At 39.1% G+C, this 26,932-nt stretch carries 21 protein-coding genes and 2 pseudogenes; 3 read left to right on the top strand and 20 right to left on the bottom strand.

Annotation, left to right across the window (positions count from 1 at the left end; translation table 11 throughout):
• The first annotated feature begins 24 nt into the window (after nt 1–24).
• Nucleotides 25–303: a type II toxin-antitoxin system RelB/DinJ family antitoxin gene (locus tag PT281_RS04345; protein ID WP_277152395.1), complete on the top strand. Its 279-nt coding sequence runs from the start codon at nt 25–27 to the stop codon at nt 301–303.
• On the top strand, nt 290–565 hold the full coding sequence (locus PT281_RS04340; protein WP_277152393.1) for a type II toxin-antitoxin system YafQ family toxin: 276 nt from the start codon (nt 290–292) through the stop codon (nt 563–565). The genes PT281_RS04345 and PT281_RS04340 overlap by 14 nt, the downstream gene beginning before the upstream one ends.
• A gap of 138 nt (nt 566–703) precedes the next feature.
• Here the strand turns inward: PT281_RS04340 and PT281_RS04335 are convergent.
• Together PT281_RS04335 and PT281_RS04330 are read right to left on the bottom strand one after the other, a co-directional pair.
• Nucleotides 704–1,484 (bottom strand): annotated as a pseudogene (locus PT281_RS04335) (PTS system mannose/fructose/sorbose family transporter subunit IID).
• A gap of 54 nt (nt 1,485–1,538) precedes the next feature.
• A pseudogene (locus tag PT281_RS04330) lies at nt 1,539–1,646 on the bottom strand (class I SAM-dependent methyltransferase); the annotation flags it as partial.
• 240 nt (nt 1,647–1,886) lie between these two features.
• On the opposite strand from PT281_RS04330, the gene PT281_RS04325 reads away from it, so the two are divergent.
• Complete coding sequence (locus PT281_RS04325) at nt 1,887–4,160, top strand: HAD-IC family P-type ATPase (RefSeq protein WP_277152392.1); 2,274 nt, start codon at nt 1,887–1,889, stop codon at nt 4,158–4,160.
• A gap of 77 nt (nt 4,161–4,237) precedes the next feature.
• On the opposite strand, the gene PT281_RS04320 is transcribed toward PT281_RS04325, so the two are convergent.
• The 18 genes from PT281_RS04320 to PT281_RS04235 all read right to left on the bottom strand — a co-directional run bounded on the left by PT281_RS04320 (nt 4,238) and on the right by PT281_RS04235 (nt 26,928).
• Nucleotides 4,238–4,756, bottom strand: coding sequence for a GNAT family N-acetyltransferase (locus PT281_RS04320; protein ID WP_277152390.1), 519 nt, complete (start codon nt 4,754–4,756; stop codon nt 4,238–4,240).
• Between the two features lie 132 nt (nt 4,757–4,888).
• On the bottom strand, nt 4,889–5,416 hold the full coding sequence (locus tag PT281_RS04315; RefSeq protein WP_277152389.1) for an adenine phosphoribosyltransferase: 528 nt from the start codon (nt 5,414–5,416) through the stop codon (nt 4,889–4,891).
• Between the two features lie 98 nt (nt 5,417–5,514).
• Nucleotides 5,515–7,791: a single-stranded-DNA-specific exonuclease RecJ gene (recJ, locus tag PT281_RS04310; RefSeq protein ID WP_277152485.1), complete on the bottom strand. Its 2,277-nt coding sequence runs from the start codon at nt 7,789–7,791 to the stop codon at nt 5,515–5,517.
• Nucleotides 7,792–7,814: 23 nt separating this feature from the next.
• Complete coding sequence (gene lepA / locus PT281_RS04305) at nt 7,815–9,653, bottom strand: translation elongation factor 4 (protein WP_277152387.1); 1,839 nt, start codon at nt 9,651–9,653, stop codon at nt 7,815–7,817.
• 127 nt (nt 9,654–9,780) lie between these two features.
• A complete protein-coding gene (gene dnaJ / locus PT281_RS04300) occupies nt 9,781–10,926 on the bottom strand; it encodes a molecular chaperone DnaJ (protein ID WP_277152385.1) in 1,146 nt (381 codons plus the stop codon).
• Nucleotides 10,927–11,007: 81 nt separating this feature from the next.
• Complete coding sequence (gene dnaK, locus PT281_RS04295; protein ID WP_277152383.1) at nt 11,008–12,861, bottom strand: molecular chaperone DnaK; 1,854 nt, start codon at nt 12,859–12,861, stop codon at nt 11,008–11,010.
• 17 nt (nt 12,862–12,878) lie between these two features.
• Nucleotides 12,879–13,475: a nucleotide exchange factor GrpE gene (gene grpE, locus PT281_RS04290; protein WP_277152380.1), complete on the bottom strand. Its 597-nt coding sequence runs from the start codon at nt 13,473–13,475 to the stop codon at nt 12,879–12,881.
• A gap of 12 nt (nt 13,476–13,487) precedes the next feature.
• Nucleotides 13,488–14,537: a heat-inducible transcriptional repressor HrcA gene (gene hrcA, locus PT281_RS04285; RefSeq protein WP_277152377.1), complete on the bottom strand. Its 1,050-nt coding sequence runs from the start codon at nt 14,535–14,537 to the stop codon at nt 13,488–13,490.
• Nucleotides 14,538–14,691: 154 nt separating this feature from the next.
• On the bottom strand, nt 14,692–15,621 hold the full coding sequence (ribF, locus tag PT281_RS04280) for a riboflavin biosynthesis protein RibF (RefSeq protein ID WP_277152374.1): 930 nt from the start codon (nt 15,619–15,621) through the stop codon (nt 14,692–14,694).
• Between the two features lie 19 nt (nt 15,622–15,640).
• The gene (gene truB, locus PT281_RS04275; RefSeq protein ID WP_277152372.1) at nt 15,641–16,534 is read right to left on the bottom strand and encodes a tRNA pseudouridine(55) synthase TruB; all 894 of its coding nucleotides are present in this window, start codon (nt 16,532–16,534) and stop codon (nt 15,641–15,643) included.
• Nucleotides 16,535–16,581: 47 nt separating this feature from the next.
• Nucleotides 16,582–16,944 carry a ribosome-binding factor A gene (locus PT281_RS04270; RefSeq protein ID WP_277152370.1) on the bottom strand — a complete coding sequence of 121 codons (363 nt, stop codon included), beginning with the start codon at nt 16,942–16,944 and terminating at the stop codon, nt 16,582–16,584.
• 21 nt (nt 16,945–16,965) lie between these two features.
• Nucleotides 16,966–19,623, bottom strand: coding sequence for a translation initiation factor IF-2 (gene infB / locus PT281_RS04265; RefSeq protein WP_277152368.1), 2,658 nt, complete (start codon nt 19,621–19,623; stop codon nt 16,966–16,968).
• Between the two features lie 4 nt (nt 19,624–19,627).
• A complete protein-coding gene (locus PT281_RS04260; protein ID WP_277152367.1) occupies nt 19,628–19,939 on the bottom strand; it encodes a ribosomal L7Ae/L30e/S12e/Gadd45 family protein in 312 nt (103 codons plus the stop codon).
• Nucleotides 19,940–19,941: 2 nt separating this feature from the next.
• On the bottom strand, nt 19,942–20,238 hold the full coding sequence (locus tag PT281_RS04255; RefSeq protein WP_277152365.1) for a YlxR family protein: 297 nt from the start codon (nt 20,236–20,238) through the stop codon (nt 19,942–19,944).
• Nucleotides 20,239–20,256: 18 nt separating this feature from the next.
• A complete protein-coding gene (gene nusA, locus PT281_RS04250; RefSeq protein ID WP_277152362.1) occupies nt 20,257–21,513 on the bottom strand; it encodes a transcription termination factor NusA in 1,257 nt (418 codons plus the stop codon).
• 17 nt (nt 21,514–21,530) lie between these two features.
• Entirely contained in the window at nt 21,531–22,004 is a 474-nt protein-coding gene (gene rimP, locus PT281_RS04245) for a ribosome maturation factor RimP (protein WP_277152361.1), read from the bottom strand.
• Nucleotides 22,005–22,154: 150 nt separating this feature from the next.
• Entirely contained in the window at nt 22,155–22,550 is a 396-nt protein-coding gene (locus tag PT281_RS04240) for a hypothetical protein (RefSeq protein ID WP_277152359.1), read from the bottom strand.
• Nucleotides 22,551–22,620: 70 nt separating this feature from the next.
• Nucleotides 22,621–26,928 (bottom strand): PolC-type DNA polymerase III, encoded by a 4,308-nt coding sequence (locus PT281_RS04235; protein ID WP_277152357.1) that lies wholly within the window; start codon nt 26,926–26,928, stop codon nt 22,621–22,623.
• Nucleotides 26,929–26,932 lie beyond the last annotated feature (4 nt).

The raw sequence follows: 26,932 nt of genomic DNA, 5'->3' as shown, positions 1-26,932 counted from the left end.
AATCTAATTAATAAGGAGGTTTCTATGCCAACCAAAGTAGCTAATAAAACCAATTTAAATGTAAAGATAGATACTAAACTTAAAAAAGAAGCAGATGCAGTCTTTAAAGATATGGGCTTAACCTTGAGTTCAGCAATTACCATGTTTCTTAAAAGGTCTGTTGATGACCGTCAATTACCTTTTCAACCTAGAGTTACCAGTGAATTAGATAGAGCTATGGATGAAATCAAGTCGGGTAATGTAGAAACTTTTGATTCAATAGCTGATTGGAAAAAAGATACTCTTAAAAATGTACAAGATTAAACAGTCACGGACTTTTAAGCACTCACTTAAAAGAGCTGTCAAGCAAGGTAAAGATATTAATAAGCTATTTGAAGTAATCAATTTAATTGTTTCGCATAATTTGCCAAGTAAGTACCACGATCATGAGCTTAAAGGCAAATGGATAGGTATTCGAGAACTTCACATTGAGCCTGATTGGTTATTAGCTTATCAACTTAAAGACAATGAACTGATTTTATATTTAGTAGACACAGGTTCTCATAATCAACTATTTGGCAAATAATATCCTAAGTTAATGAATTAAAAAAGCACAAAAAATAGTGAGCTTTACGCTCACTATTTTTGTGCAATTAAATATGTTATATTAAAGCATTATTTCAGAAGCATACTATGAACAAACCTCTTTTATTATGTTTTTGCTCTAAAATAATCCTACTAAGCAGCCTAAAGTAACGATTACTACCATAATAATGATAACTTTGGTTGCCGTCATTTGTTTGCTCGAAACAAGCCACCAGCCAAGAATAACCATAGCTAGAGGCAATAATCCTGGGAAAATCCCATCCAAAACGCCTTGCAATGGAGCTGATTTACCACCTTGAGGTATTTTAGCAATTGTCTTCAGGACAATGGTATTAGCCGCTAAAGCTCCCATAACCATTACACCCAAAATATTAAAGGCATCAGTGATTCGTTTAGAGTTTTCACCCACGATGGTATCAATTGCTCCAACACCTAAACAATAACCACTATGAAACACAATGTATGAAATCGTTGGTCCAATAATGCCGTAAGCAATGATATAGAACAATGGCCTAATTGGACTACCACCTTTAGCTAAACTCATACCAATAGATAAGAGAATAGGAACAATAATACCTTGGATAATTGAATCCCCAATACCAGCTAGCGGTCCCATCAAAGTTGCTTTAATAGTTACAGGCATTTCTTCAGAAACATCATTGCCAAGAGCAATTTGTTCCTCGAGTGATGCAACAATTCCGTTAATTAGCTGTCCAGTTTGTGGTTCAGTATTATAAAACATTGAGTGTCGCTCCAAAAGGCGACGCTTTTTTCAGAGTCATTTTATAATATTTGCGAGCAAATGGTAAATATGAATATGCCTATGCATGACCCTGCAACTTTTCGTAACTCATTGAGCTCAAATGCGTAAATGATTTAATTGTTTCTCTAAATTTCATACTTAAACAGTTGGTTAAATTTTTTGTTTATATTAGTTATTTTAAAAATTCAATTTATTTACAAGCAACAATTGAAAAAGTTAATGGTATTTGTGGATAATTATCAGGCATATACCAACCGTCTTGCTTCATGTTATATTTCAACATAGGTAATGATTGCCAAGTATCGCGGCGATCTTAATTCATTCATTATTGATGTTCGCAGATAAGCTGAGCACAAGTTAAAAAATCATGTTCAGCTTATCTGGTTCTCATTGCCTAGTTAACTGACATTTATTCCCCCCAGCTGATTTTTAAAATGATCATTAATATTATCAAGTGGCTATGCTTTTATTTCCTAGTAAAAAAGGTGCAACTGTGCTACTTTAGATAAGGTATAACTTAATCAAAGGAAGGCAAATTATGTCTGAAAAAATTACCGGCTTAAGTCAAGCCGAAGCAGATAAACTGCTTAAAGAGAAAGGCTTAAATGAGGTTCCTGAACCAAAATTCAACTTTTTCAAAGAATTTTTATCTAAATTATGGAATCTGTCTGCTTGGATTCTGGAAGCAGCTCTGCTCTTAGAATGCATTTTGGGTAAATGGATCCAATCATTATTTGTACTGCTAATGTTACTATTTGCGGCATGGAACGGTGCTACGCAAAAGAAGCGTTCACGCCGTGTGTTAAACAATATCTCTCACAAGTTAACGCCAACTGTTTCCGTTCAGCGCGATAATCAATGGCAAAATATTGATTCTAAGTATCTTGTCCCTGGCGATCTGATTAATTTGCAGCCAGGTGATGTGTTAGCAGCTGATGTCAAACTTGTTGATGGTCAACTCGCAACTGATGAAAGTTCAATTACTGGTGAAGCAAAGACTGTTCATAAGAATGTTAACGACACAGCCTTTGCTGGAACTACTGTTGTTGAAGGGGCTGGGTTAGCAGTTGTAACTGCAACTGGTTCCCACTCTCGTTCAGGTAAAACCATTAATTTAATTAATAATTCTGCAGCTCCTGGACACTTGCAACAACTATTGACCAAAATTATTTATTATCTTTGCTTACTCGATGGTTTTCTAACGCTAATTATTATTATCGCTTCCTTCTTTAAAGGTGGCGACCTTAACAATCTGGTTAACATGCTGCCATTCTTAGCAATGATGTTCATTGCTTCAATTCCAGTGGCTATGCCATCAACTTTTGCTTTATCTAACTCATTTGAAGCAACTAGATTGAGCAAGGAAGGCGTTCTGACTGCTGATTTAACTGGTATTCAGGATGCTGCTAACTTGAACCTGATTTTACTAGATAAGACAGGCACAATTACCGAGAATAAGACAGCAGTGACTCAATGGACTAATTTCAGTGAGCTTGATAACAAGTTAGTACTTGAATTAGCCACAGCAGCAACTGACCAGCGTAATAAAAAAATTATTGATGCCGCGATTGACGAATATGCTACTGAGCAAGGTATAACAATTAAAACAAGTGCTGATTTTACCCCCTTCACTTCTGATACTGGCTACTCAATGGCTAACATCGATGGCTACAACGTCAAATTAGGTTCATTCAAACAACTTTCATTAATTGATAAAACCGCCAATGACAAAGTAAAAGAAATTGACTTTGGAGCCGGTCGTTCCTGCGCCCTGCTTATTAATGATCAACTAGCTGGTGTCTTCATTCTGCAGGATAAGGTTCGTGCAGATTCTAAAGCTGCCTTAGCTGAATTAAAAAAGCGTGGCGTACGTCCGATTATGTTAACTGGTGACAATCAAAAAACAGCTTTAGCAGTTGCTAAGCAAGTTGACTTAACCGGTGACGTGATTTCAATTCATAATTTTGACGAAAATACTGATATTAATCAGTTAGCGGGAATTGCGGATGTTCTACCAGAAGATAAACTAAGAATGGTTAAATTCTTCCAAAAGAAGGGTTATATCGTAGGTATGACCGGTGATGGTGTTAATGACTCACCTGCTCTAAAACAGGCTGAGGTCGGCATTGCCGTGTCCAATGCCGCTGACGTCGCTAAGCGTTCTGGTAAAATGGTATTATTGACCGATGGCTTGAGCTCAATTGTCAAAATTTTGGATGCGGGTCACCGCGTTTACCAAAGAATGACTACGTGGTCATTAACCAAATTAGCAAGAACAGCCGAGTTAACAATGCTGCTGACATTTGGTTACCTGTTCTTCAACTATATTCCCATGGCCTTAAACGCCATGGTTATTTACACAATTATGAATAACATGGTAACCATGATGATTGGAACCGACCGGACACACATCACTTATCAGCCTGAGAATTGGAATATTGCTAAATTAGCTAAAATTGCTTTCTCACTTGCCTTTGGCTGGACAGTAATCGGTATCCTCGCCGTCGGCTACTTAAACACTCATGGCTTTAGTCATGGTACAGTTTCAACAATGGTTTACGTTTACTTAGTACTGAGTGCGATGTTTATCTTGTTAATTACCAGAACTAAACGGTTCTTCTGGCAAGATTATCCATCTAAGGCCGTTGGCTTAACTCAAATTGGTGATGTGATTTTAACAATTATCCTGGCACTATTTGGAATTGCAATGACCAAGATTAGTTGGACTAACTTGTTGATTACATTCGCCATTGCACTAGTAGCAGCTATTATCGTTGACCTAGTCTATCAACCAATTATGAAGAACAAATAATTATCTAAATAGAACTTTTGTAAATGAAAGTTCTATTTTTTTGCAAAAAAATACTCCTAAATCTAGGAGTACTATCTTTAACGAGTTAATTCGTAAACGTAGGAAGTTTCGTTGGCCCGGTAAACACCGTATAAGGTTCCAACTTGCTTAAAACCCATTTTGTTAATTAAATGCTGCATTGCTTGATTATCTTCGTGGGTATCAATTCTAATTGAGTCAACTTCAGGATGACTATCTCTAATATTTTCAATTACGGCACGCAGAAGTTTGGTAGCATAACCGTGACCAGCATGCTTAGAATGAATTGCAACCCGGTGAATAACTACATAATTATCTGTTTGCATTAACCATTCACCATTTAAGTTGTCATACGCATGATCGGGTCCGGTAACAATTGAAATTGCGCCAACTGTTTCTTTATCATCAGAAACAGCTAAGTATGCCCAACCATTCTCAATGTCTTCCTTAATTTGGTCCGGTGATGGATATTCACCTTGCCACTGATTGACACCACTTTCCGCTAATTGATTAGCGCCATCCTTCAAAATCGTCATAATTTGGTCAAAATCAGCCATTGTTGCTCTTCTTAATTGCAAGTTATTCACTTCTCCTTTTTAAAAAATATACGATCTATTATACCGACACAAATTAAGTATGTAAAAATATTTGTTTTAATAACGCTAATAAAAAAATAGTTTTCTTTAAGTACTAAAGAAAACTATTTTAAATTAAGCACCATGATATTGGACTAGTGAATAAATATCAAGTCCTGGTAACTTTTCTTTACCCTTTAAATCAGGCAATTCAATGTAAAATGCGGCACCTACTAAGATACCACCCAAATTCTCAATTAATTGTTTGCAAGCACGCAATGTTCCAGCAGTTGCAAGTAGATCATCACAGATAACTACTCGCTGTCCTGGTTTAATTGCATCTTTATGCATTTCCAAGCTGTTAGAGCCATATTCCAAATCGTATGAGGCCCGTTCTACTTCTCTTGGCAACTTATGCGGCTTTCTTGCGGGAACAAAACCTAAGCCTAATTCAGTGGCAACAGGACATCCCACAATAAATCCTCGAGCTTCAGGACCGACAATTACATCTGCCTTTCTGCTCTTAGCATATTCTGCAAGCTTATGTGTAGCCATCTGGAATAATTCACCATCCTGCAAAATAGGAGTAATATCCCGAAAGACAATTCCCTTATTCGGGAAATCATTAACACTTGCAATTCGTTCTTCAAAAATGTTTGCCATAAGAAGAAAAACCTCCAAAACTTCATTTGCTTTTTAAAGCACAATTTAACTTACATATTCTAACAGATTTAACCATAAAAAGCACTAAAAACGTGATATTAGCGCTTTTTCAATTGTTGATTAACATACATTAACAATTTATTGGTCGGCATTTGTCTTAATTCACTAGCAAAAGTGATTTGTGAAGTCACCGCGGTAAAATACTTAGATGCAGACAACGGCTTTTTAGTAGGATTAGGCACCCCAACAATCTGATTATCTTGCAGCTGAACAAAGTTAAGTTCAAAGAAAACCCGTAAAATAAACAACAAACTATTATAATCCAATCCTAAAAATGGTGCTACTTGACGATAATTTGCTGGTGATAAATCCGGATGAGCATAAACATACTTCAAAACGCGAGCAAAATTTGTCTTAGCAGGAATGCTCTCAACTGGTAGCTGGTCCAATAAAAAGCGCAAATATAACTGCTGATAATCACTAGTTAAGGCCAAATTTAGTTCTGCTTGGTTATGTGGCACATCGATTAAAGCCGCAACTTCACCGTCACCATGATAGTCACTTACCAAAGTGATTTTATCAGGATTTATTCCAAGACTATTAGCAGCAACCGTCTGATTTTTGGCATCAAACAATAGGTAACGGTCGGCAAAACCCATTACGTACTTTTCTTGCCGTAAATCAACTACGGGAGCTGGGACAGTCAGCTGTGGCGCTTTAAAAATAATACCAGCAATAATTCCTTGGAGCTTGGTTTGCTTGCGGTACGTATTAAGTCCTAACTGAATAAAAATCTGGTCAACAAATGGTAATATATTGCGGGTGATGTACTCCTTGTTAAAGCCAACAACATCTAACTTACCGCCATCTTTTACTGCTTGAAAACGAATATGCGTTTTATCTTTACCCATAAAATCAAAATTATTAATGGCTGCATGAGTAATACTAAAAATGGGTTTAACGTTATCCGTGCCAAAGGGACCAGCAAGGTTAATCTCTGATGCCGTATTAGTTGTCAGCTTAGCTAGTGGCAGTTCAAAATCATACTGTTCTACCGCTAAATTAGGCGCACCTTTAAAACTAGCTTCAAAGGCATCCCGCAGTGCATCAACCTTGTCAGCAGTCATTGATAACCCACAAGCAAAATCATGCCCGCCAAATTGCGTTAACAGTTTTTCTTTTAGCGGCGATAATGCGTCAAATAAGTTAAATCCTGAAATAGACCGACCCGATCCTTTAACAACTCCAGCTTCATTTTTAGTTAAAACAATTGTCGGTTTATGAAACTTTTCAACAATTTTATTAGCTACTAAACCAAGCACACCCTCGTGAAATTCGGGATCGTAAATTACTAGGGTATTCTTCGTTTGCCAGCCATTAATCTTGATCTGCTCAATACATGATTGATAAACTGCCGCCGTTAATTCCTTGCGTCTATCATTTAATTCTTCAACCTGATCGGCTAACTGTCTTGCTTGTTTTTCATCATCAGAAAGTAATAATTCAACGGCTAAACTAGCATTAGCAAGGCGACCAACAGCATTTAATCTTGGGGCAATATTGAACCCAACGTCAGTTTCATCAATCGTGCCTAACTTTAGACCCGCATTTTTAATTAAAGCGCGCAAGCCCGGACGCTGTGTTTGGTTAAGTGCTGCTAACCCGCGTTTAACAATAATATGCCCTTCACCTGAAACCTTAACCATATCACCAATTGTGCCAATCATGGCGAGGTCTAATAAGTCAGACATTGGCTCCTGCATTAATTCACGACAAATCGTGTAAGCAACACCAGCACCGCAATAGTCATCAAACGGATATTTTTGCCCCGGATAATTGCAGTGCACAATTGCATAAGCATCCGGAACTTCTTCTTGGAACGTGTGATGATCCGTAATAATTGTATCAACGCCATGTTCTTGAGCATAAGCAACTTCCTTAACGCCAGTTACCCCATTATCTACCGTAATAATGAGCTTAGTACCATCTTCGACAATCTTTTGGTAAGCCTCAAGATTAGGACCATAGCCATCACGAAAACGATCAGGAATAAAGTAATGTACATCCGCACCTAAGATTGACAATGTTTCCATCATAATCGTTGTTGCCGTAATGCCATCGGCATCGTAATCACCATAAATGGTTATCTTTTCACCCTGCTCAACTGCCTTTGTAATGCGGTCAACAGCCTTAGCCATGTCATGCATTAAATTAGGGTCAGCCAGATCTTCTTCAGTCGCATTAAACCAAAAAGCTAATTGCTCATCAGTATTAATTCCACGTAAAGAAAACAACTTAGCCGTAATTGGGCTAAGTTGATATTTTTCAATTAACTCAGAAGGTAACTCCTTAGCGGAACGTTGTTTCCACTCAATCATTAAGTTTTCTCCTCAATATTTTACTTTGAATTTAAATCATCATCGTTCATCTTTAGGACTGCCATAAACGCATCTTGTGGTACTTCAACGCGACCAACAGCCTTCATCCGTTTTTTACCACGCTTTTGCTTTTCAAGCAATTTAGCACGACGATCGGGATCACCGGTATGAATTTTCCAAGTAACATCTTTGCGGTATGGCTTAACCGTCGCCCGCGAAATGATTTTTGCGCCAATGGCTCCTTGAATATCAACTTCGAAGTTTTGCCGCGGAATTAATTTCTTAAGCATTGAGGTCATTTGTCGTGCCCGCTTTTGTGCTTCATCACGGTGAGCAATAAAACTCAGCGCGTCAATTGCTTGCTTGTTAAGTAAAATATCAATCTTAACTAAGTCAGTAGCACGATACCCGGTAATTTCATAATCAAGTGAAGCATAACCCTTGGTTGAAGACTTTAAATCGTCAAAAAAGTCATAGATGATTTCTGCAAGCGGCATGTTGTAAATCACGTTTACGCGATACTTATCCAGATAGTCCATCGTCACAAACTCACCGCGCTTACGCTGGCATAACTCCATGACTGGTCCCACAAAGTCATTAGGTACCATCACTTCAGCTTTAACATAAGGCTCCTGCACTTCCCGATATTCACCAGCAGATGGCAAATCAGATGGGTTATCAATTATCTTAGTCGAACCATCATTCATAATTGCATGGTAGTCAACTGATGGTGCCGTCATTATTAAGTCAAGATCAAATTCTTGCTCTAACCGCTCCTGAACCACATCCATGTGCAGTAACCCTAAAAAGCCACACCGAAAACCAAATCCTAATGCCGTTGAAGTTTCTGGTTCAAATTCCAAAGCGGCATCGTTTAATTGCAATTTTTGTAAGGCTTCTTTTAAATCATCGTACTTGGCATTATCAACCGGATACATCCCTGAATAAACCATTGGTGGAATTTGCCGATAACCCGGTAATGGTTCTGCTGTTGGCTGTTCTGCCGAAGTAATCGTATCTCCGACTCGCGTTTCTCGAACCGATTTAATATTAGCCGTTAAGTAACCAACATCCCCAGCAATTAAAATATCTTTCTTAACTGGCTGCGGACTAGTAACTCCAACTTCAGTTACTTCATACTTTTTGCCAGTGTTCATGATTTCAATTTGATCGCCCGGTTTAACTGTCCCTTCTTCAACGCGAACAGACAATACAACACCGCGATAATCATCATACTTTGAATCAAAAATCAAAGCCTTTAATGGCGCTGTTAAATCGCCAGCTGGTGCAGGAATTTCCTTAACCACCTTTTCAAGCATATCTGCTATTCCCTGACCTGTTTTACCAGAAACTTCCGCAGCATCAGAAGCATCAAGACCAAGCATTTCCCCAATTTCTTCCTTAGCCTGTTCTGGATCAGCTGATGGTAAATCAATCTTATTGATTACCGGGAGAATTTCCAAGTCATTGTCAATAGCCAAATAAGTATTAGCTAAAGTCTGTGCTTGGACTCCTTGTGAAGCATCAACAACTAATAATGCCCCTTCACAGGCCGCAAGTGAACGTGACACCTCGTACGAAAAGTCAACGTGTCCTGGAGTATCAATCAAGTGAAAAATATAATCTTCACCGCCTTGGGCGTGATATTTAACTTCTACCGAGTTCATCTTGATGGTAATCCCGCGTTGCCGCTCTAAAGGCATGTCATCAAGCATTTGGTTTTTTAGTTGTCGCTCCGAAACCGTATCGGTCAGTTCCAAAATACGATCAGCAATTGTTGACTTACCATGATCAATATGGGCAACAATTGAAAAGTTGCGAATGTGTTTTTGATAATCTTGTAATTTTTTTATGTCCATAAATTATTTGCACCCTTTATTCTATCTCTATTATTATAGCAAATTCGCAAGAGCAGTTGAAATTAATTAGGGACTCCACTAATTTTTTAAAAGAAAAAGAATCCTAAAATATAGGATTCTTAACTAATTACTTCAATTTTTCTTTTAAACGTTCAAAAAAGCCCTTCTCTTGTGGGGTAATTGAACCACCACCAGCCTTGACAAAGTCAACTAATGCTTCTTTTTGCTTTTCGTTAATTGACTCTGGAATTTGTACTTGAACGGTTGTGATTTGGTCGCCGTTACCATTACCGCGCAAATATGGTACACCCTCGCCGCGCAACGTAAATTTCTTATTCGGTTGCGTACCAGCAGGAATCTTCAGCTTACTCTTACCGTGAACTGTCTTAATATCAATTTCATCTCCCAAAGTTGCTTGAGCAAACGAAATTGGTACAGTGGTATAAATTGTATTGCCACTACGTTCGAAGTCTTTGGATGGCTTAATTCGGTAACTAATGTACAAGTCACCGTAAGGTCCACCATTTTTACCGGCTTCACCTTGACCGTCATAACGTAACTGTTGACCATTATCGATACCTGCAGGAATATTAACTTCAATAGTATTTTTACCATCGACAGTTCCGTTACCATGACAGGTTTGACATGGGTGTTCAATAATGACACCCTTACCATGACACTTATCACAGACTGTCTGACGACGAATCATTCCGAGCATCGACTTTTGGGTCACAGTCATATAACCAGAACCATGACACTTATCACAGGTAATTGGGTGCGTGCCCTTTTCAGCACCAGTCCCTTGACAAGTAGAACAAGTTTCACTGCGAGTATAAGACACTTGCGTCTTTTTACCCGTAATTGCATCCATAAAGTCAATTGTTAACGTGTAGTCTAGGTCTTGACCACGCTTTGGAGCAGTCGGATTGGCTTGAGCCTGGCTACTACCGCCGCCACCGCCAAAGAAATCATTGAAAATATCGCCAAAATCACCAAAGCCGCTAAAGTCGCCATAACCTTGACCAGCACCACCGCCAAAGCCGCCTTGACCATTGACACCAGCAGAACCAAATTGATCATACTGAGCCCGTTTTTGCTTATCGTGCAAAACTTCATAGGCCTCGTTGACTTCTTTGTACTTTTCTTCAGCCCCAGCTTCATGATTTAAATCTGGGTGATACTTCTTAGCTAATTTACGGTAAGCAGAGTTAATTTCTTTATCACTGGCATTACGATCAACGCCTAGCACATTATAATAATCTTCTTGTGCCATCTATTAAAAGCTCCTCACTTTCCAAAAGAAAAGAACTACTTTTGTGGCAGTTCTTTTCTAATTTATTTAATTATAAACCCTTTACTTATCTGGGTCTACTTTGTGGAATTCACCGTCAGTTGCAGAACCATTACTTGCATTGCCGTCTTGTGCACCCGGGTTCTGTGGACCGGCTTGACCAGCTGCGTCAGCACCACCATTTGCTTGGTACAATTTAACAGCTAAATCTTGAGCAACCTTAGTCAATTCATCCTTCTTGGACTTCATTTCATCTAAGTTATTATCTTGTTGAGCCTTCTTCAAAGCATCAAGGGCATCTTGAACCTTCTTGGTGTCATCTTCAGAAATCTTGTCGTTATCCTTAACTTCTTTTAAGGTCTTTTCAGTTGAGAAGATTAATTGGTCAACTTCATTACGTAAGTCAACTTCTTCCTTCTTCTTCTTGTCTTCTTCAGCGTGTTCTTCGGCTTCTTTTTGCATCTTCTTGATTTCTTCATCAGAAAGACCGGATGAACTCTTAATGGTAATCTTTTGTTCCTTACCAGTACCCATATCCTTAGCAGAAACATTAACAATACCATTCTTATCGATATCAAATGTAACTTGAATTTGTGGGACGCCACGAGGTGCAGCAGGAATATCAGTTAATTCAAAACGACCTAAAGTCTTGTCGTCTTGAGCCATTGGACGTTCACCTTGTAAAACATGAACGTCAACGGCAGGTTGATTATCTGCGGCAGTTGAAAAGACTTGACTCTTAGAAGTTGGAATAGTTGTGTTCTTTTCAATTAACTTAGTGAAGACACCACCCATGGTTTCAATACCAAGAGATAATGGTGTAACATCAAGCAAGACAACGTCTTTAACATCACCAGAGATAACCCCACCTTGAATAGCAGCACCTAAGGCAACGGCTTCATCAGGATTGATTGAGTGGTCAGGTTCCTTGCCAGCCCACTTCTTAACAGCTTCTTGAACTGCAGGGATTCTTGTTGAACCACCGTTTAAAATAACTTTATCAATGTCGTTAACTGTTAAATCAGCATCCTTTAAGGCATTGTCAAAAGCAACCTTAGTACGGTCAACCAAGTCACTAGTTAATTCGTCAAACTTAGCACGAGTTAAGTCAGTTTCAAGGTGCAATGGACCAGCTTCACCAGCAGAAATGAACGGTAAGGAAATGTGAGTTGATGATACACCAGACAAGTCCTTCTTAGCCTTTTCAGCAGCATCCTTTAACCGTTGTAAAGCCATCTTGTCTTTAGCTAAGTCAACACCGTTTTCATCCTTGAAGTTTTGGATGAGCCAATCCATGATCTTGTTATCAAAATCATCACCACCAAGGTGAGTATCACCGTTAGTTGACAATACTTGGAAGACACCATCACCTAATTGCAATACAGAAACGTCAAAGGTACCACCACCAAGGTCGTAAACTAAGACCTTTTCATCTTCGGCATCTTTATCAAGACCATAAGCAAGTGAAGAAGCAGTAGGTTCGTTGATAATCCGCTTAATGTCTAAACCAGCAATCTTACCAGCATCTTTAGTAGCCTGACGTTGTGCGTCGTTGAAGTATGCTGGAACAGTAACAACTGCATCAGTAACCTTTTCACCTAAGTAATCTTCAGAGAATTTCTTAATGTATTGCAAAATCATTGCTGAAATTTCTTGAGGAGTGTAAGACTTGTCACCAATTTTAACTTTGTAATCTTCTTCACCCATGTGACGCTTAATTGAAATAACAGTATTTGGGTTAGTGATTGCTTGACGTTTGGCAACTTCACCGACTTGAATTTCACCGTCTTTAAAAGCAACTACTGATGGTGTAGTCCGGTTACCTTCTGGATTAGTAATAATTTTTGGTTCTTTTCCTTCAAGAACGGCAACTGCTGAGTTAGTCGTTCCGAGGTCGATTCCGATAACTTTTGACATTGATTAACATCCTTTCACTATTGTGCAACAACAACCATTGCTGGTCTTAATGTCCGGTCTTTATATTGATATCCTTTTTGTAAAACTTGGACAACGTGGTCCTTTTGATCATCGCTGCTGGCTGCAACTGTTTGTACAGCCTGATGCAGTGTCGGATCAAATTTAACACCTTCAGCCTCAATTTCACTAATTCCGTGATCTTTCATGGCCTTAACTAAAGAATCAAGTGTCATTTGCACACCCTTCTTCAGTTGCTTAGATGCTTCATCATCAACCTTAGTAGCTAAAGCCCGTTCTAAATTATCCATTGCTGGTAGAACATCCTTAGCCAAAGATTGTGATTCATACTTAATTAATTGAGCCCGTTCTTTATTATAACGACCTTGCATATTCTGCATTTCTGCCTGACTACGCAAATACTTATCTTCAAAATCTTTACTATCAGCTTGTGCCTTAGTTAATTCTTCTTGAAGTTCTTGCTCTGGTGTTTTTTCTTGTTTGTTAGCTTCAGCCGACTGCTCATTTGCCTCAGACTTTGTTTCATTTTCTAAGTTTTCAGCAGTTGCTTCTGTTTGGTCTAAATCTTTTTCACTAGGAAAATCTTTTTTACTCACAGCTAACCTCCTTTATTTAAATCGACCGTAGTATTCAAGCAACTTTTTCGCAAGCTCATTTCTAAAATATTCAAGCAAGCCAATTACTTGTGAATACGGCATATTAGTTGGACCCAGCAAGGCAATAATACCTTTGCCATGGGAGCCAACACTATATTCTGCAGTTAACAGACTATAATCCTTTAATAACTCGTTTGGTAATTCTGAACCCAAGCTAACTCTAACAGGAAAACGCCCTGAATTGGAAGTCGGCTTATAGGCTTCAAGATTTGCAAGCAAATCATCGTGGTCAACCAGTTCATATAATGAACGGATATCTGAAACATCATTAGTCGAAGAATTATTCAATAAATTGATCTGACCGTCAACATATAATTGTTCACTGGCAGCATCGTTAATGACATCTTCAACTAACTCAATCAGCTCACTGGCATGCTTACTGTTGGCATTTTTGCCTAAAGCTTTATTAAGCATCTCCGGCGTAATTTCAGCTAAGCTCTTACCAACCAGTTCATCATTAATCATGCGAACGGCTTTTTCAATTTCATCACCATGAATATTGCGTGGTAAGTGATAAACCTGATTTTGCACGCTGCCATCACTGGTAACCAAAATTGCCATTACTTGCCGACCAACCAGCGGCACAATACGAAAACCCGTCACGGTCACATCGCGACTTTCTGGTCCTTCCGCAAAAGCTGTATAGTTAGTCAAATCAGATAAGATTCTAGCGGCTTCCTGAACAATTTCATTTACTTGGTGAAACGGACGGTCAAGTTGATTAATAATTTTAGTGTAAACAGATTCGGGAATCTGCAATGGCTCAACTAGATTATCAAGATAATAGCGATAACCTTCAGTAGAAGGAACTCGTCCACTAGAAGAATGAGTTTTCTCAATCAACCCTTGATCTTCCAAAACAGCCATCTCATTCCTGATTGTTGCACTCGATACTTTAATCGGTAATTGACTCATTACCGTCTTTGAACCTACTGGATCATGAGTCTGTGTAAAATCGTTAATGATTGTTTTTAAAATAAGTTCTTGACGCTCGGTCAACATAAATATCGCCCTCACTTTTAGCACTCTCATATCTTTTGTGCTAACAATTATTATGATACTAGCATTTAGCAGAAAGTCAAGCCGAGTGCTAAAAATATTTACATTTTCCAGCAATTAAAAATTTCCACCTACTTTTTAAGGTAGGTGGAAGTCTTTATTTGTCAGCAAAGTAAGCCTTTACCTCTGCTTCATCGTGCGCCATTTGCTTTTTTAATTCTGCGAGATCAGCAAATTTAATTTCGCGTCGCGTATACTTATACCATTTGATAATCATCTTTTCCCCGTATGCTTCTTGATCAAAGCCAAACAGGTTAGATTCAATAAAAATACGCTTGCCTTCATTAATGGTAACGTTATAGCCCACACTGGTCATGGAATCATACCATTTACCGCCAATGTTTGTTTTAGTCGCATAAACGCCGACTTTAGGTAAAACCTTGTTCTCAGTCCAAACCAAATTAGCAGTTGGATAACCCAGCTTGTGACCATTACGTAAACCGTGACCGACAATGCCAGACATCACATAGGGTGAACCTAAAAGTTGTGCTGCCAACTTCATATCACCGCTACTAATTGCTCGTCTAATTTCCGTTGAACCAATTTTTTGACCATCATAAGTTTGCTTTGGCACATCAATAATTTTAAACCTGCCCTTAGCAAATTTAGGAAAATTCTTCATGTTAGCAATGTCTTTGGGACCATAAGTGTAATCAAAGCCGGCAACAACAGTATCCGCTTTGAGGCGAACAATAATTTGATCAACAAATTCCTGTGCTGACAATTTACTAAAGCCAGCATTAAAATGCATCACAAGTAGGTAATCAACACCCAATTGTTCCATCTTATAAGCCTTCTCATCTAGACTATCAATATAAACAACCTTTGAATTTTGATAAACTTCTTTTGGATGCCGGTCAAATGTCATTACGACAAGTGGCAATTGCTTTTCGCGTGCTGTTGTACGCGCTAATTCAATCAAGTGCTGGTGCCCGCGATGAACACCATCAAAAAAGCCTAAAGCTAACACGATTTTACTTGGAATTAAATTTTCTTTAACTGGATAAGTTAAATGGATAATTTGCACAATAAGACCTTCATTTCACCTATTCATTTTGCAAGAGCATCAAGTCGGGACGGTACTTTTCTGCATCCTTTTGATAAATTGCCTTAACCTTATTATTGTATCGTAATGCCACCTTATTTGCATCAGTTTCTAAAGCAATTGCCGCGCCATTTTTCACTTTTAGCCACTGACTGGTAGTCAAGTCAACCTGCGGATAATCTTTAAAAAAGGCATCAATCGGTTGGATTAGTTGTTCAGCTTTTGCTGGATCGGCAATAATTTCATCCAAACTAACTGCCTGATTAAGGTCAAATCCTGAACTGGCTGTCCGGCGCAACTTACTCATAACAGCTGGAACACCTAACTTCTGCCCTAAGTCATTAACTAATGAACGTACATACGTCCCCTTACTGCATTCAATTGCAAAACTAAATTCTTCTTGACCTTTTTCAAGATCAAAAGTTGGCTGCCCTGTTAAATCATAAGCTAGAACATCAACCTGTCTTTTAGGTCGTTCAACTTCAATTCCCGCACGCGCATATTCATATAAGTGTTTGCCATTAACACGTACTGCTGAATAAATTGGTGGTACCTGCTCAATTCTACCAATGAATGACTGCATCCCTTGCTCAATTGCACTTGCTGCAATTGGTTCAGCTACTCTCTTAGTTACCAAAGTTTTGCCACTAATATCATAGCTATCAGTAGCATAGCCCAAAATACCAGTACCTTCATACTTTTTGTTTTGGGTATGCATTAATTCAATCAGCTTAGTTGCCTGACCAATTGCAATTGGCAATACACCAGTAACATCAGGGTCAAGCGTTCCAGCATGACCAATTTTTTTGATGTGCAAGGTCTTACGCAAATGGTACACGACATCAGCGCTCGTCATTCCCTTGGCCTTATCAATTACTAAAATTCCGTTTAACATTTTTTAAAACCTGTTTTCACTAAAAAAGCGCCACAAAGGCGCTCTTTTTAATTATTGCGATCTGCTTCTTGCTTTTTTAAATCAGCAATTAACTTATCAATTTTACTACCATATTTAACAGAGTTGTCGCGCTTAAAAATCAATTCAGGAACTTTGTAAACCGTCAGAACTTGCCCGAGCAAGTGCCGCATCATTCCTTTAGCCTTTTCTAAGCCGGCCGCAACCTCTTCTTCTTTTTTAGGATTCTCAGAGAGAATACTGTAATAAATAGTTGCATATGATAAATCATTAGTACATTCAACCGCAGTAATTGTAACATCATTGACACGCGGATCACGAATATTTTTCCGCAAAATTTTGGTTAATTCACGGAGGATTTCTCCTTCAACACGACCAATTCTGTGCTTCATACTTTCCTCCCAGTAAAATTACTAATTAGGCTTAACCTCTTGTTGCTCAATTGCTTCAAGCTGATCGCCAATCTTAATGTCATTGTAGCCTTCAATTGTCAAACCACAATCAAATCCTTGCTTAACGATCTTGGTATCATCCTTAAAGCGCTTAAGTGATGCAACCTTACCTGAGTAAATTACAACACCGTCACGAATTAAGTTAACACTAGAGTCGCGAGTAACATAACCTGAATCAACAAAGGAACCAGCAATTGTCCCAACCTTAGAAACTTTCCAAGTCTCACGAACAGTCAAGTTACCAACAACCTTATCTTCATAAGTTGGTTCCAGCATACCTTGCATAGCGGCCTTCACGTCATCAATTGCCTTGTAAATAATGCTGTAAAGGCGAATATCAACGCCATCAGCTTCTGCTTGTGATTTAGCAGTTGCAGTTGGACGAACATTGAACCCAATAATAAAGCCGTTAGAAGCACCAGCTAGGGTAACATCTGATTCATTTACGGCACCAACACCGGAGTGAATAATGTTAACCCGAACACCTTCAACTTCAATCTTTTCAAGTGATTGTTGCAGAGCTTCTGCTGAACCTTGAACATCAGCCTTTAAGACAATGTCAACTTCCTTCATGTTTTCTCTCTTCATTGTATCAAAGAGATTATCTAAAGTAATATGTTGGACATTTTCACGTGATTGTTGCAATGCTTGTTGAGCTCTTTGTTCACCAACACTACGAGCAGTCTTTTCATCGTCAAAGACAACTAACTTATCAGCAGATTCAGGCACATCATTCAACCCAGTAATTTCAACTGGCATTGAAGGTGTCGCCTTTTCAATCTGCCGACCACGATCGTTAGTCATTACCCGAACACGACCAAAGCGATTACCGACAACGATTGGATCACCTGTATGCAAGGTACCCTGTTGAATCAGTAAGTCGGCAACTGGACCGCGGCCACGAGAAAGCCGGGCTTCAACAACCGTACCGATTGCTTGTTGCTTAGGATCAGCCTTTAATTCCATCATGTCAGCTTGCAGCAAAATCATTTGCAATAATTCATCAACATTATCACCAGTTTTAGCAGAAATGTTAACAAAGATTGTGTCGCCACCGTAATCTTCTGGAATCAAATTATATTTCATCAACTGTTCGGTAACGTGTTGAGGGTTGGCTCCTGGTGCATCCATTTTGTTAATTGCAACAATGATTGGCACCTTGGCACTCTTAGCGTGATCAATGGCTTCAATTGTTTGCGGCATAACACCATCGTCAGCAGCAACAACCAAGACAACGATGTCAGTTATTTCAGCCCCACGTTCACGCATGTTTGAAAAGGCAGCATGTCCTGGTGTATCCAAGAAGGTAATCAAGTGATCGTCAACATGAACTTGGTATGCCCCAATCTTCTGGGTAATTCCGCCGGCTTCATGAGCTGAAACGTGAGTATGACGCAACCGGTCAAGCAAAGTTGTTTTACCGTGGTCAACGTGACCCATAATCGTAACAACTGGTGGACGCTTAATTTGGTTCTTCGATTCCTTAGAAGCTTCCATTCGCTTGCTGTAAAGAGTATCGATATCAGAAATATCTTCGTGAACCTTTTCTTCGGCGTTAATCCCATATTCAGCAGCGACTAATTCAATCGCATCTTTATCAAGGGATTGATTTTGGTTGGTCATTACACCCAGCATAAATAATTTCTTAACGATTTCTGCTGGTTCACGGTGTAAAATTTTACCTAAATCTTGAGCATTCATCCCAACTTCATATACCAAAGTTTCTGGTAATGGTCGTTCTTTTCTCTGAGTAGGCTGCTTTTTAGGTGTTTGTTCTACCTGACGACGCTTATTCTTGCGCTTACGTCTTTCTTGACGGTCAGAATGGTTATTATTGCCACCACCAAAAACTTGATTTTTGCCCTTACGACCAGGTTTACCAGAATTACGTGAAGTATATCCATTACCACGACGCTTTTCTTCCTTAACTGGTTCAGGACCGGCATTATTAGCAGTTACTGCATGCTGTTGTTTAGCAGCTGGTTCATTATTTTGCTTCATTCGTGCTGGCGAAGGCTTAATAATCTTCGGACCAATAACTTTTGTTTCAGTTGTCTTTTGCTTAGCAACTGGTTTAGCTGCAGTTGCCTGATCACTAGCTTCAGTAGTTGTCTTAGGATTTTGCAAGTGCTCATGATAAGCCTTACGTGCCTGATCAGCTTGCTTATTCAAACTACTTTGTTCAACACGCTGCTTTTGCTTTAACTGCTTAAGTAAGTCTTGTGCTGCTGGCTTTGCAGAATGAGCGCTAGTATTATTCGAGCGGCGATCCTGATTACGTTCTTGCGAGTGGCGATTGCGATCATCGCGATTATTTGAGCGACGGTTACCTTTATGGTGATTATTAGCTTTATTACTAGTTTCGCCATCCTGTTTTTTCTCGTTTTTACGAATAGAATTAACAGAAACCTTGATTTTACTGCTCTTCTTAGCAGTCTTCTCTTGCTTTTTAGCGGGAGCGGAGCTATGGAAACTACCCTTTAATTGACTTACTTGTGAATCTTCTAGTGATGACATATGATTTGTAACATCAAAGCCGAGGTCCTTTGCTTTTTTAACCACAACTTTATTATCGATGTCTAATTCTTTTGCAATTTCGTAAATTCTTTTTTTAGCCATCCAATCACACTCCTTCATTAATCTTTTGTACTAATGCCTTGCAAAAACCCGCATCGGTTAAGCCCAACACTTTGCGTTCTTTACCAATTGCATGTGAAATCTCATCGCTGTTAAATTCAGTAATAACTTGAACGTTATTCTGCTCAGCTGCTCTAGTGATCTTCTCACTTGTATCGGCATGACTATCATTAGCCAAAATAACTACCTTTATTTGCTTTGCTTTAAGACCAACTAATACAATCTCAAGCCCAGAAACTAATTTTCCAGCTCTTTGTGCCAGCCCCAGCAAATTTAATGCTTTTTGTCTATTTTGCAAATCTATTTATCACCAAACAATTCTTTTCTTGCCTTTTGATGATCTACATAGGAATAAAGCTCTTCATAAAACGAATCTGGTATTTTAGCCCCTAAACTTCGTTCTAAGACGCCCTTTTCTTGTGCAAATTTAATTTTACTTGGATCTAACGATACATAAGCTCCACGACCTGGCTTTTTACCACTGGGATCAACTGTGACATTTTTGTCCTTGTCAATCACAATCCGGACCAGTTCTTTTTTGGGTTGCATCGTATCAGTTAATAGATCTTTCCGCATTGGAATTTTTCTTTTTTTCAAAAGAACTCACCCCTAGACTTATTCTTCGTCTGATTCTTCTTCAGACTCAGTTTCAGTTATATCTGCTTGCTCTTGTGCAGTATTTTCAGCTTCTAAATTATCATCAGTAGCTTCGACTTCTTCTGCAACAGTTTCGGTTGCTACATCTTCAGTATTTTCATCAGCTGCATTGGCAATTTCAGTTTCTGCAGCTGCCTCATTGTCTTCATTGGCAGCCTTGCTGCTTTCATCAACGAATTCAACTTCAGATTCTGGTCTAATATCAATCTTGTAGCCAGTTAAACGTGCAGCCAAGCGAACGTTTTGACCTTTTTTACCAATTGCTAGTGATAATTGATAGTCAGGAACGATTACCAGCGCACTCTTCTCATCTTCATTATCACCAAATTGAACAGCAATTACTTCAGCTGGATTTAATGCATTGGCAATAAAGTCTGACGGATCTTCTTCGTATTTAACGACATCAATATTTTCACCATCAAGTTCATTAACCACATTTTGAACCCGTGCGCCACGTTGACCAACACAAGTACCAACAGGATCAATGTTAGGATCGTTTGACTTCACTGCAATCTTGGTCCGATCGCCAGCTTCACGTGCAATTGAAACAATTTCCACGGTACCGTCAAAAATTTCAGGTACTTCTTGCTCAAATAGACGCTTAACCATGTCAGGAGCAGTCCGTGAAACTGTAATTTGTGCACCTTTAGCGTCAGAACCGACATGAGTCACGAGGACACGGATTTGGTCTTGAGGATTGTAAGTTTCGTTAGGCATTTGGTCATTATGCGGCATAACAGCTTCAACATTACCAATTTTAACATAAACGAAGCGATTATCACGTCTTTCAACCGTACCAGTAATCAGTTCATCCTCGTATTGTGAATACTCATCAATGATGTGATTGCGTTCTGCTTCACGCAAATGCTGCATAATTACTTGTTTAGCTGTTTGCGCAGCAATTCGACCGAAGTCTTTAGGTACAACTTCGAAACGGATTTCGTCACCAACTTCATAAGCTTTATTGATATTTAAAGCATCCTTTAAACTATATTCAAGGCGTTCATCATGAACCTCATCAACAACAGTTTTAACTGCTAGTAACTTAAAGTTACCCTTACGTTCATCAAATTCAACTTCAACATTTTGAGCTTGATTATAGTTCTTTTTATAAGCAGCAACAAGAGCTGCCTTAATTGCTTCGACAATAACGTCTTGCTTGATACCTTTTGTCTTCTCTAAAGTAGCAAACGCCTCTAGCATTTCTTTAGACATAAGTTTAATCAGCCTTTCTAAAATTCAATTGCAAAACGGATATTTGCAATCAACTTGCGAGGAATAGTTAATCGTTTCCGTCTCGTCTTAATCTTTATTTCTAACTCGATTTCATCATCATTAAATGATTTGAGCGTTCCCTCATAATTCTTTTCACCATCAATCTTTTGATAAAGACCAACGTGAATATAATTATCAAGTGCTTTTTGCCAATCCTTTTTCGTCTTAATTGGTCGTTCAACACCGGGTGAAGATATTTCTAAAACGTAAGGTTCTGGGAATGGATCAGGCGTAATCTCATCAAGTTTAGCTGAAACTAATTCACTAAGCCCAACAATTTCATCCATATCAATTCCGTTTTCACGGTCAACATATATTCTTAAATAATTTTGGCCTTTTTCTTTTACGTATTCAATGTCCACCAATTCATCGCTGCGCTGCGCAATTATCGGTTCAATTTCTGTAAGAACAAGATCTGTAACTTTCGCCAAATATTTTCCTCCGTAATAAAAAGAGTGAGCAAAAAACTGCTCACTCGAATTAATTATCCGAACTTCTTATTTACTATATCATATTTTGGCAGTAATCACAATTAATAGAACAAATTATTGCCACTAAACGCCTTTTTTGGCAGTTTGAGTTTAACGTCCAAGTAATTTATTCATTGCCGCTTCGACATCTGAATATGAAAGATAATTATCGCGGAACTTTTTAGCTTCACTCATCATTTGCAAGTGCTGGTCGGCAATGTCTTTTTCGGCCTTTTCAGTCTTAATATTCAATTGATTAGCCAAGTAGCACAGCATCGGCGCACAGTGAACGTGGTTATAAGCATACTTAAAATCTTTTTCAGGTCCATCTTTCTGCTCTATTTCAGTCAAATAATCCAGCCAATGCTGCTTTTGATTAGGAAAAGCAATCTGATTGGCAATCTTTTTGGTTGTAAAAAATGACCGCTTAGTCGTTAAAGCTTGAGTATTGTTGTTTGAATTAGCAAAATTTTCGATAATCTGCTTTGCTTCTTTGATTGATAACATTTTTCTTCAACCTCCTTAAAGTTACTCTTAACGCAAAAAGGTGCTTAGCAAAAGCTAAGCACCTTTTTAATTAAAATAATGATAACTGATTTTGGTCGGGCATTCCTTCCAAAACCCCATTATCTTCCAAATAATCCATAATTGTTTGCGAAACTTTGCCTCGTTTAGATAAATCTTCTTTTGATAAGAATTTTTGTTCCGTTCTAGCAGCAACAATCTGCTTAGCCGCATTGTTACCCAATCCCGGTACGGCATTGAATGGTGCCAAAATTGTATGTTGATCGAGAATTTTAAAATTAGTTGCTTCTGATTGATTGATGTCAACCATCTTAATTTTAATTCCCCGCTCCAAACATTCATTGGCAATTTCCAATACTGTCAATAGACTCTTGTCTTTAGCAGAAGCATCATTACCCTTATTCTGAATATCAGCCATTGCTTTTTTGACCGTGTTTTTGCCATGGCTCATGGCAACTAAGTCAAATAAATCTGCACGTACAGAAAAGTAAGCCGTGTAATAAATTTCAGGATAATACACTTTAAACCAAGCAATTCTGAGCGCCATCAAGATATAAGCTGTCGCGTGTGCCTTCGGGAACATGTACTTGATTTTAAGACATGACGGGATATACCAATCTGGAATCTTGTCATTTTTCTTCAAAACGGCCATATCCTCATCGCTAATTCCGCGACCATGACGCACCGATTCCATTGTTGAAAACGCAACTTCCGGCTTAACACCCCAGTGGATTAAATCCATCATGATGTTGTCCCGACAACCGATTACATTTTTTAACTTGCAAGTTCCATCATTAATTAGTTCTTCAGCGTTGCCCAGCCATACATCCGTCCCGTGTGACAAGCCGGAAATCTGTAATAATTCAGAGAACGTCGTCGGCTTTGTTTCTTCAAGCATCCCCCGAACAAATCTGGTACCAAATTCCGGAACACCTAATGTTCCTGTTTCTGATTGAATTTGTTCCGGCTTCACGCCCAAAATCTTAGGACTAGAAAACAGCGACATCACACCAGGATCATCTGGCGGAATCGTTAAGGGATCAATCCCCGACAAATCTTGAAGCATTCTGATCATTGTTGGGTCATCATGACCCAAAATATCAAATTTTAAAATGTTATCGTGAATTGAGTGGAAATCAAAGTGGGTGGTCAGCCAAGCTGCATGCACATCATCAGCTGGATATTGAACCGGCGTAAAATCATAAATGTCCATATCATCGGGAACAACAACAATTCCCGCGGGGTGTTGCCCAGTGGTCCGTTTAACCCCACTGACTCCTGCTGCCAACCGGTCAAGTTCAGCACTACGTAAGTTAAGCTCTTTTTCCTCATCATAGTGCTTGGCATAACCATAAGCGGTCTTGTCTGCTACAGTCGCGATTGTTCCCGCACGATAAGAATTATCCGGTCCAAACATAACCCGAATAAAGTTATGTGCTACTGGCTGATAGTCACCTGAAAAGTTCAAATCGATATCAGGAACCTTGTCACCATGGAAACCTAAGAAAGTCGCAAACGGAATATCTTGCCCATCTTTGACTAATTCTGTACCACATTTAGGGCACTTATCATCAGGCAAGTCATAGCCTGAACCATATTCACCATTTTCAAAGAACTTGGAGTACTTACATTGTGGACAGCGATAATGCGGCGCCAGTGGATTAACTTCCGTAATCCCAGACATTGTTGCAACTAAACTTGAACCAACAGAACCCCGCGAACCAACCAAGTAACCGTCCTTATTCGACTTGGCAACCAAGCGCTGTGAAATCAAATAAATAACCGCATAACCATTAGAAATAATCGAATTTAATTCCATTTCCAACCGGTCTTGAACAATTTTAGGTAGTGGCTTACCGTAAAGTTCATAAGCCTTATCGTAAGTCAGCCGTTTCATTTCCTCATCAGCATTATCAATATGCGGTGGGAACAGACCATCCTTGATTGGCGCGATTTCTTCAGTTAACGCCGCAATCTTGTTTGGATTAGTAATGACAATTTCCTTAGCAGCAGCTTCACCCAGAAAACTAAAAGCATCTAACATTTCCTGCGTACTATAAAAATGCAGGTCAGGCTGCGGTTTATTCCGGTCTGGGTTACTTCTTTGAGCAGAAATCAAAATTGTACGGTAAATGGCATCATGTTCTTCAACATAATGAGCATCCCCCGTAGCCACAACTGGCTTATCTAATTCCTTCCCCAGCTTATAGATATTAGTTAAAATTTCCTCTAGTTCAGCTTCATCACTAATTAAATGATCCGCAATCATCTGCGCGTAATTTGCCGGTGGTTGAACCTCAAGATAATCATAGAACTTGGCTTTTTTACGTGCCTCATCATAACCTTTTTGCATCATCGCCACAAAAACGTCACCCTGCAGACAACCAGAACCATATAGTAAGCCTTCATGATATTGGGCTAAGTCAGATTTTGGAGTTCGCGGTATTCGGTAAAAGTCTTTAGTACTGGCAATCGAAATTAGCCGATACATATTTTTAAGACCCGCCTGATTTTTGGCTAGAATTGTCATGTGTGACGGTCGCGCCCGCTTAAAGACTTGACCGCGAGCGGCATAATCATTCATCTTACCTAGGTCATCTTCGTCAAACTTAACCTTAAAGGCATCAAGCAGTTTAAACATCAAATAACCTGTTGCTTCGGCATCCTGATTAGCGCGGTGGTGGTGTTCCAGCACAACATTGTACTTCTTAGCCAGCGAATCTAATGTGTGCCTTGTCTGCTCTGGATGCAATAAGCGCGACACTTCCAATGTATCAACAACTGGTTGGGTAATTTCCTCAAGACCAGTTCGTCTTAATGCTGCATTGACAAAACCAACGTCGAATTGAACATTATGTCCACATAACGGCCTGTCACCATAAAAATCTTGAAATTGCTTGATGACAACCGCTTCATCATCAGCTGCACTAACCATATCATCGGTAATTGAAGTCAAATTAATCGTTTGTTCACTTAATGGGTGGTGCGGATTAATAAATTTATCAAACCGATCGATGACTTCACCGTCTTTCATCTTGACGGCACCAATTTCAATAATCGTGTCATAAACCGATGATAAACCGGTCGTTTCCACGTCAAAAATGACAAATTCTCGGTTTTCATACGTCATTGGCGCTGGATTCAGTACCAATAAAGCATGATCATCAATCATGTTGGCTTCAACGCCGTAAACAATCTTAATCCCGTTTTTCTTACCAACGTTATAAGCTTCGGGGAAGGACTGCACATCGGCATGGTCAGTGATGGCGATTGCCTTTTGGCCAAATTTTTTAGCAGCTAAAATAAAGTCGGTTGCCGTATTCGTAGCATCAAGCTGGCTCATATTAGTATGAAGATGCAATTCAACCCGCTTTTCATCGCCCTGATATTCTTCCGTTCGACCAACATGTTCGACTACTTCAAAGCTAGAAATATTGAACACAACGTCATGCTGCCACTGATCGTCGGCAGCTGACCCCTGCATCTTAGCCCAAGTGCCGGGCTTCAAGTCCGCAACACTTTTAATTTGATCCTTGTCAGACACAAACTTCTTAAAAGAAATCGAATCAGTATAATCCGTAATTTCACCAGTAAAAATAATTGCGCCAGATTTTAATTCCCGACTTTCGGTATTAAAAATATTACCTTCAATCACAACATTTCTAGTGCCATCAACGACATCCTTAATTTGCGTGATTGGTAGACTTTCATCCAGCTTGCGATTGCCGTAGCGCGTCTTTTTTGTTGGATAAGCTTGCGGTTTCGGCTTTTCTTTAGGTGGTGCAGCATTATACGCTTCCTGCATACTTTGTTCATGCTGCTCCTGCAATTGCTGCAGGCTAGCCAAATTACTTTGCGTGTTTTGTTCATCCAACTGCGTTACAAATTTTAGGTTAAAGAAACCAAAGTCGCGCATTTCTTCAGCTAACTGATCCAAGAATTTTTGCTCAATTAAGCCATCAACCACTAGATTATCAACGGGAATAATCCAACGCCCATCTTCTTTTTTAGGCTTATGGCTTGAAATAAACTCACGCGCAACTGGCTGTAAAATTTGTGAATTTTGAACCGCGTAACGCCAATAATCAGTCAGATAATCATCAGCACCATCTTGAGTACGGACAAACAAACGCGTTTTGACAAATGAAGCAAAACTTGCGTCAATTGCCTTGTTCAGAGCTGCATAAGTTTCAAATTTTAACGGCGTATTAAAAAGAACATGGATATTCCACTTATGTTCCTTAGCGTATACATCCACGTTCTCAATTTCACCTTTTTGAAGCAAATCATTATCTGCAAATTGCTCAGGAAAATGAATTTGTTCCAAAAGGTGTAAAAAAAGTTTGTTTTTATCAGTCACGAAA

Origin of the sequence: Lactobacillus sp. ESL0701 (assembly GCF_029433445.1) — a bacterium.
GTDB lineage: Bacteria > Bacillota > Bacilli > Lactobacillales > Lactobacillaceae > Lactobacillus.
The sequence above is the reverse complement of the archived record's forward strand: the minus strand, read 5'-3'. Positions and strand labels throughout refer to the sequence as shown.

Excerpts from the sequence above, each read along its gene's own strand:
- PT281_RS04345 (WP_277152395.1), top strand. The coding sequence starts at position 25 with ATGCCAACCAAAGTAGCTAATAAAACCAATTTAAATGTAAAGATAGAT.
- PT281_RS04340 (WP_277152393.1), top strand. The coding sequence starts at position 290 with ATGTACAAGATTAAACAGTCACGGACTTTTAAGCACTCACTTAAAAGA.
- PT281_RS04325 (WP_277152392.1), top strand. The coding sequence starts at position 1,887 with ATGTCTGAAAAAATTACCGGCTTAAGTCAAGCCGAAGCAGATAAACTG.
- PT281_RS04315 (WP_277152389.1), bottom strand. The coding sequence starts at position 5,416 with ATGGCAAACATTTTTGAAGAACGAATTGCAAGTGTTAATGATTTCCCG.
- lepA (WP_277152387.1), bottom strand. The coding sequence starts at position 9,653 with ATGGACATAAAAAAATTACAAGATTATCAAAAACACATTCGCAACTTT.
- dnaJ (WP_277152385.1), bottom strand. The coding sequence starts at position 10,926 with ATGGCACAAGAAGATTATTATAATGTGCTAGGCGTTGATCGTAATGCC.
- dnaK (WP_277152383.1), bottom strand. The coding sequence starts at position 12,861 with ATGTCAAAAGTTATCGGAATCGACCTCGGAACGACTAACTCAGCAGTT.
- hrcA (WP_277152377.1), bottom strand. The coding sequence starts at position 14,537 with ATGTTGACCGAGCGTCAAGAACTTATTTTAAAAACAATCATTAACGAT.
- truB (WP_277152372.1), bottom strand. The coding sequence starts at position 16,534 with ATGTTAAACGGAATTTTAGTAATTGATAAGGCCAAGGGAATGACGAGC.
- PT281_RS04270 (WP_277152370.1), bottom strand. The coding sequence starts at position 16,944 with ATGAAGCACAGAATTGGTCGTGTTGAAGGAGAAATCCTCCGTGAATTA.
- infB (WP_277152368.1), bottom strand. The coding sequence starts at position 19,623 with ATGGCTAAAAAAAGAATTTACGAAATTGCAAAAGAATTAGACATCGAT.
- nusA (WP_277152362.1), bottom strand. The coding sequence starts at position 21,513 with ATGTCTAAAGAAATGCTAGAGGCGTTTGCTACTTTAGAGAAGACAAAA.
- PT281_RS04240 (WP_277152359.1), bottom strand. The coding sequence starts at position 22,550 with ATGTTATCAATCAAAGAAGCAAAGCAGATTATCGAAAATTTTGCTAAT.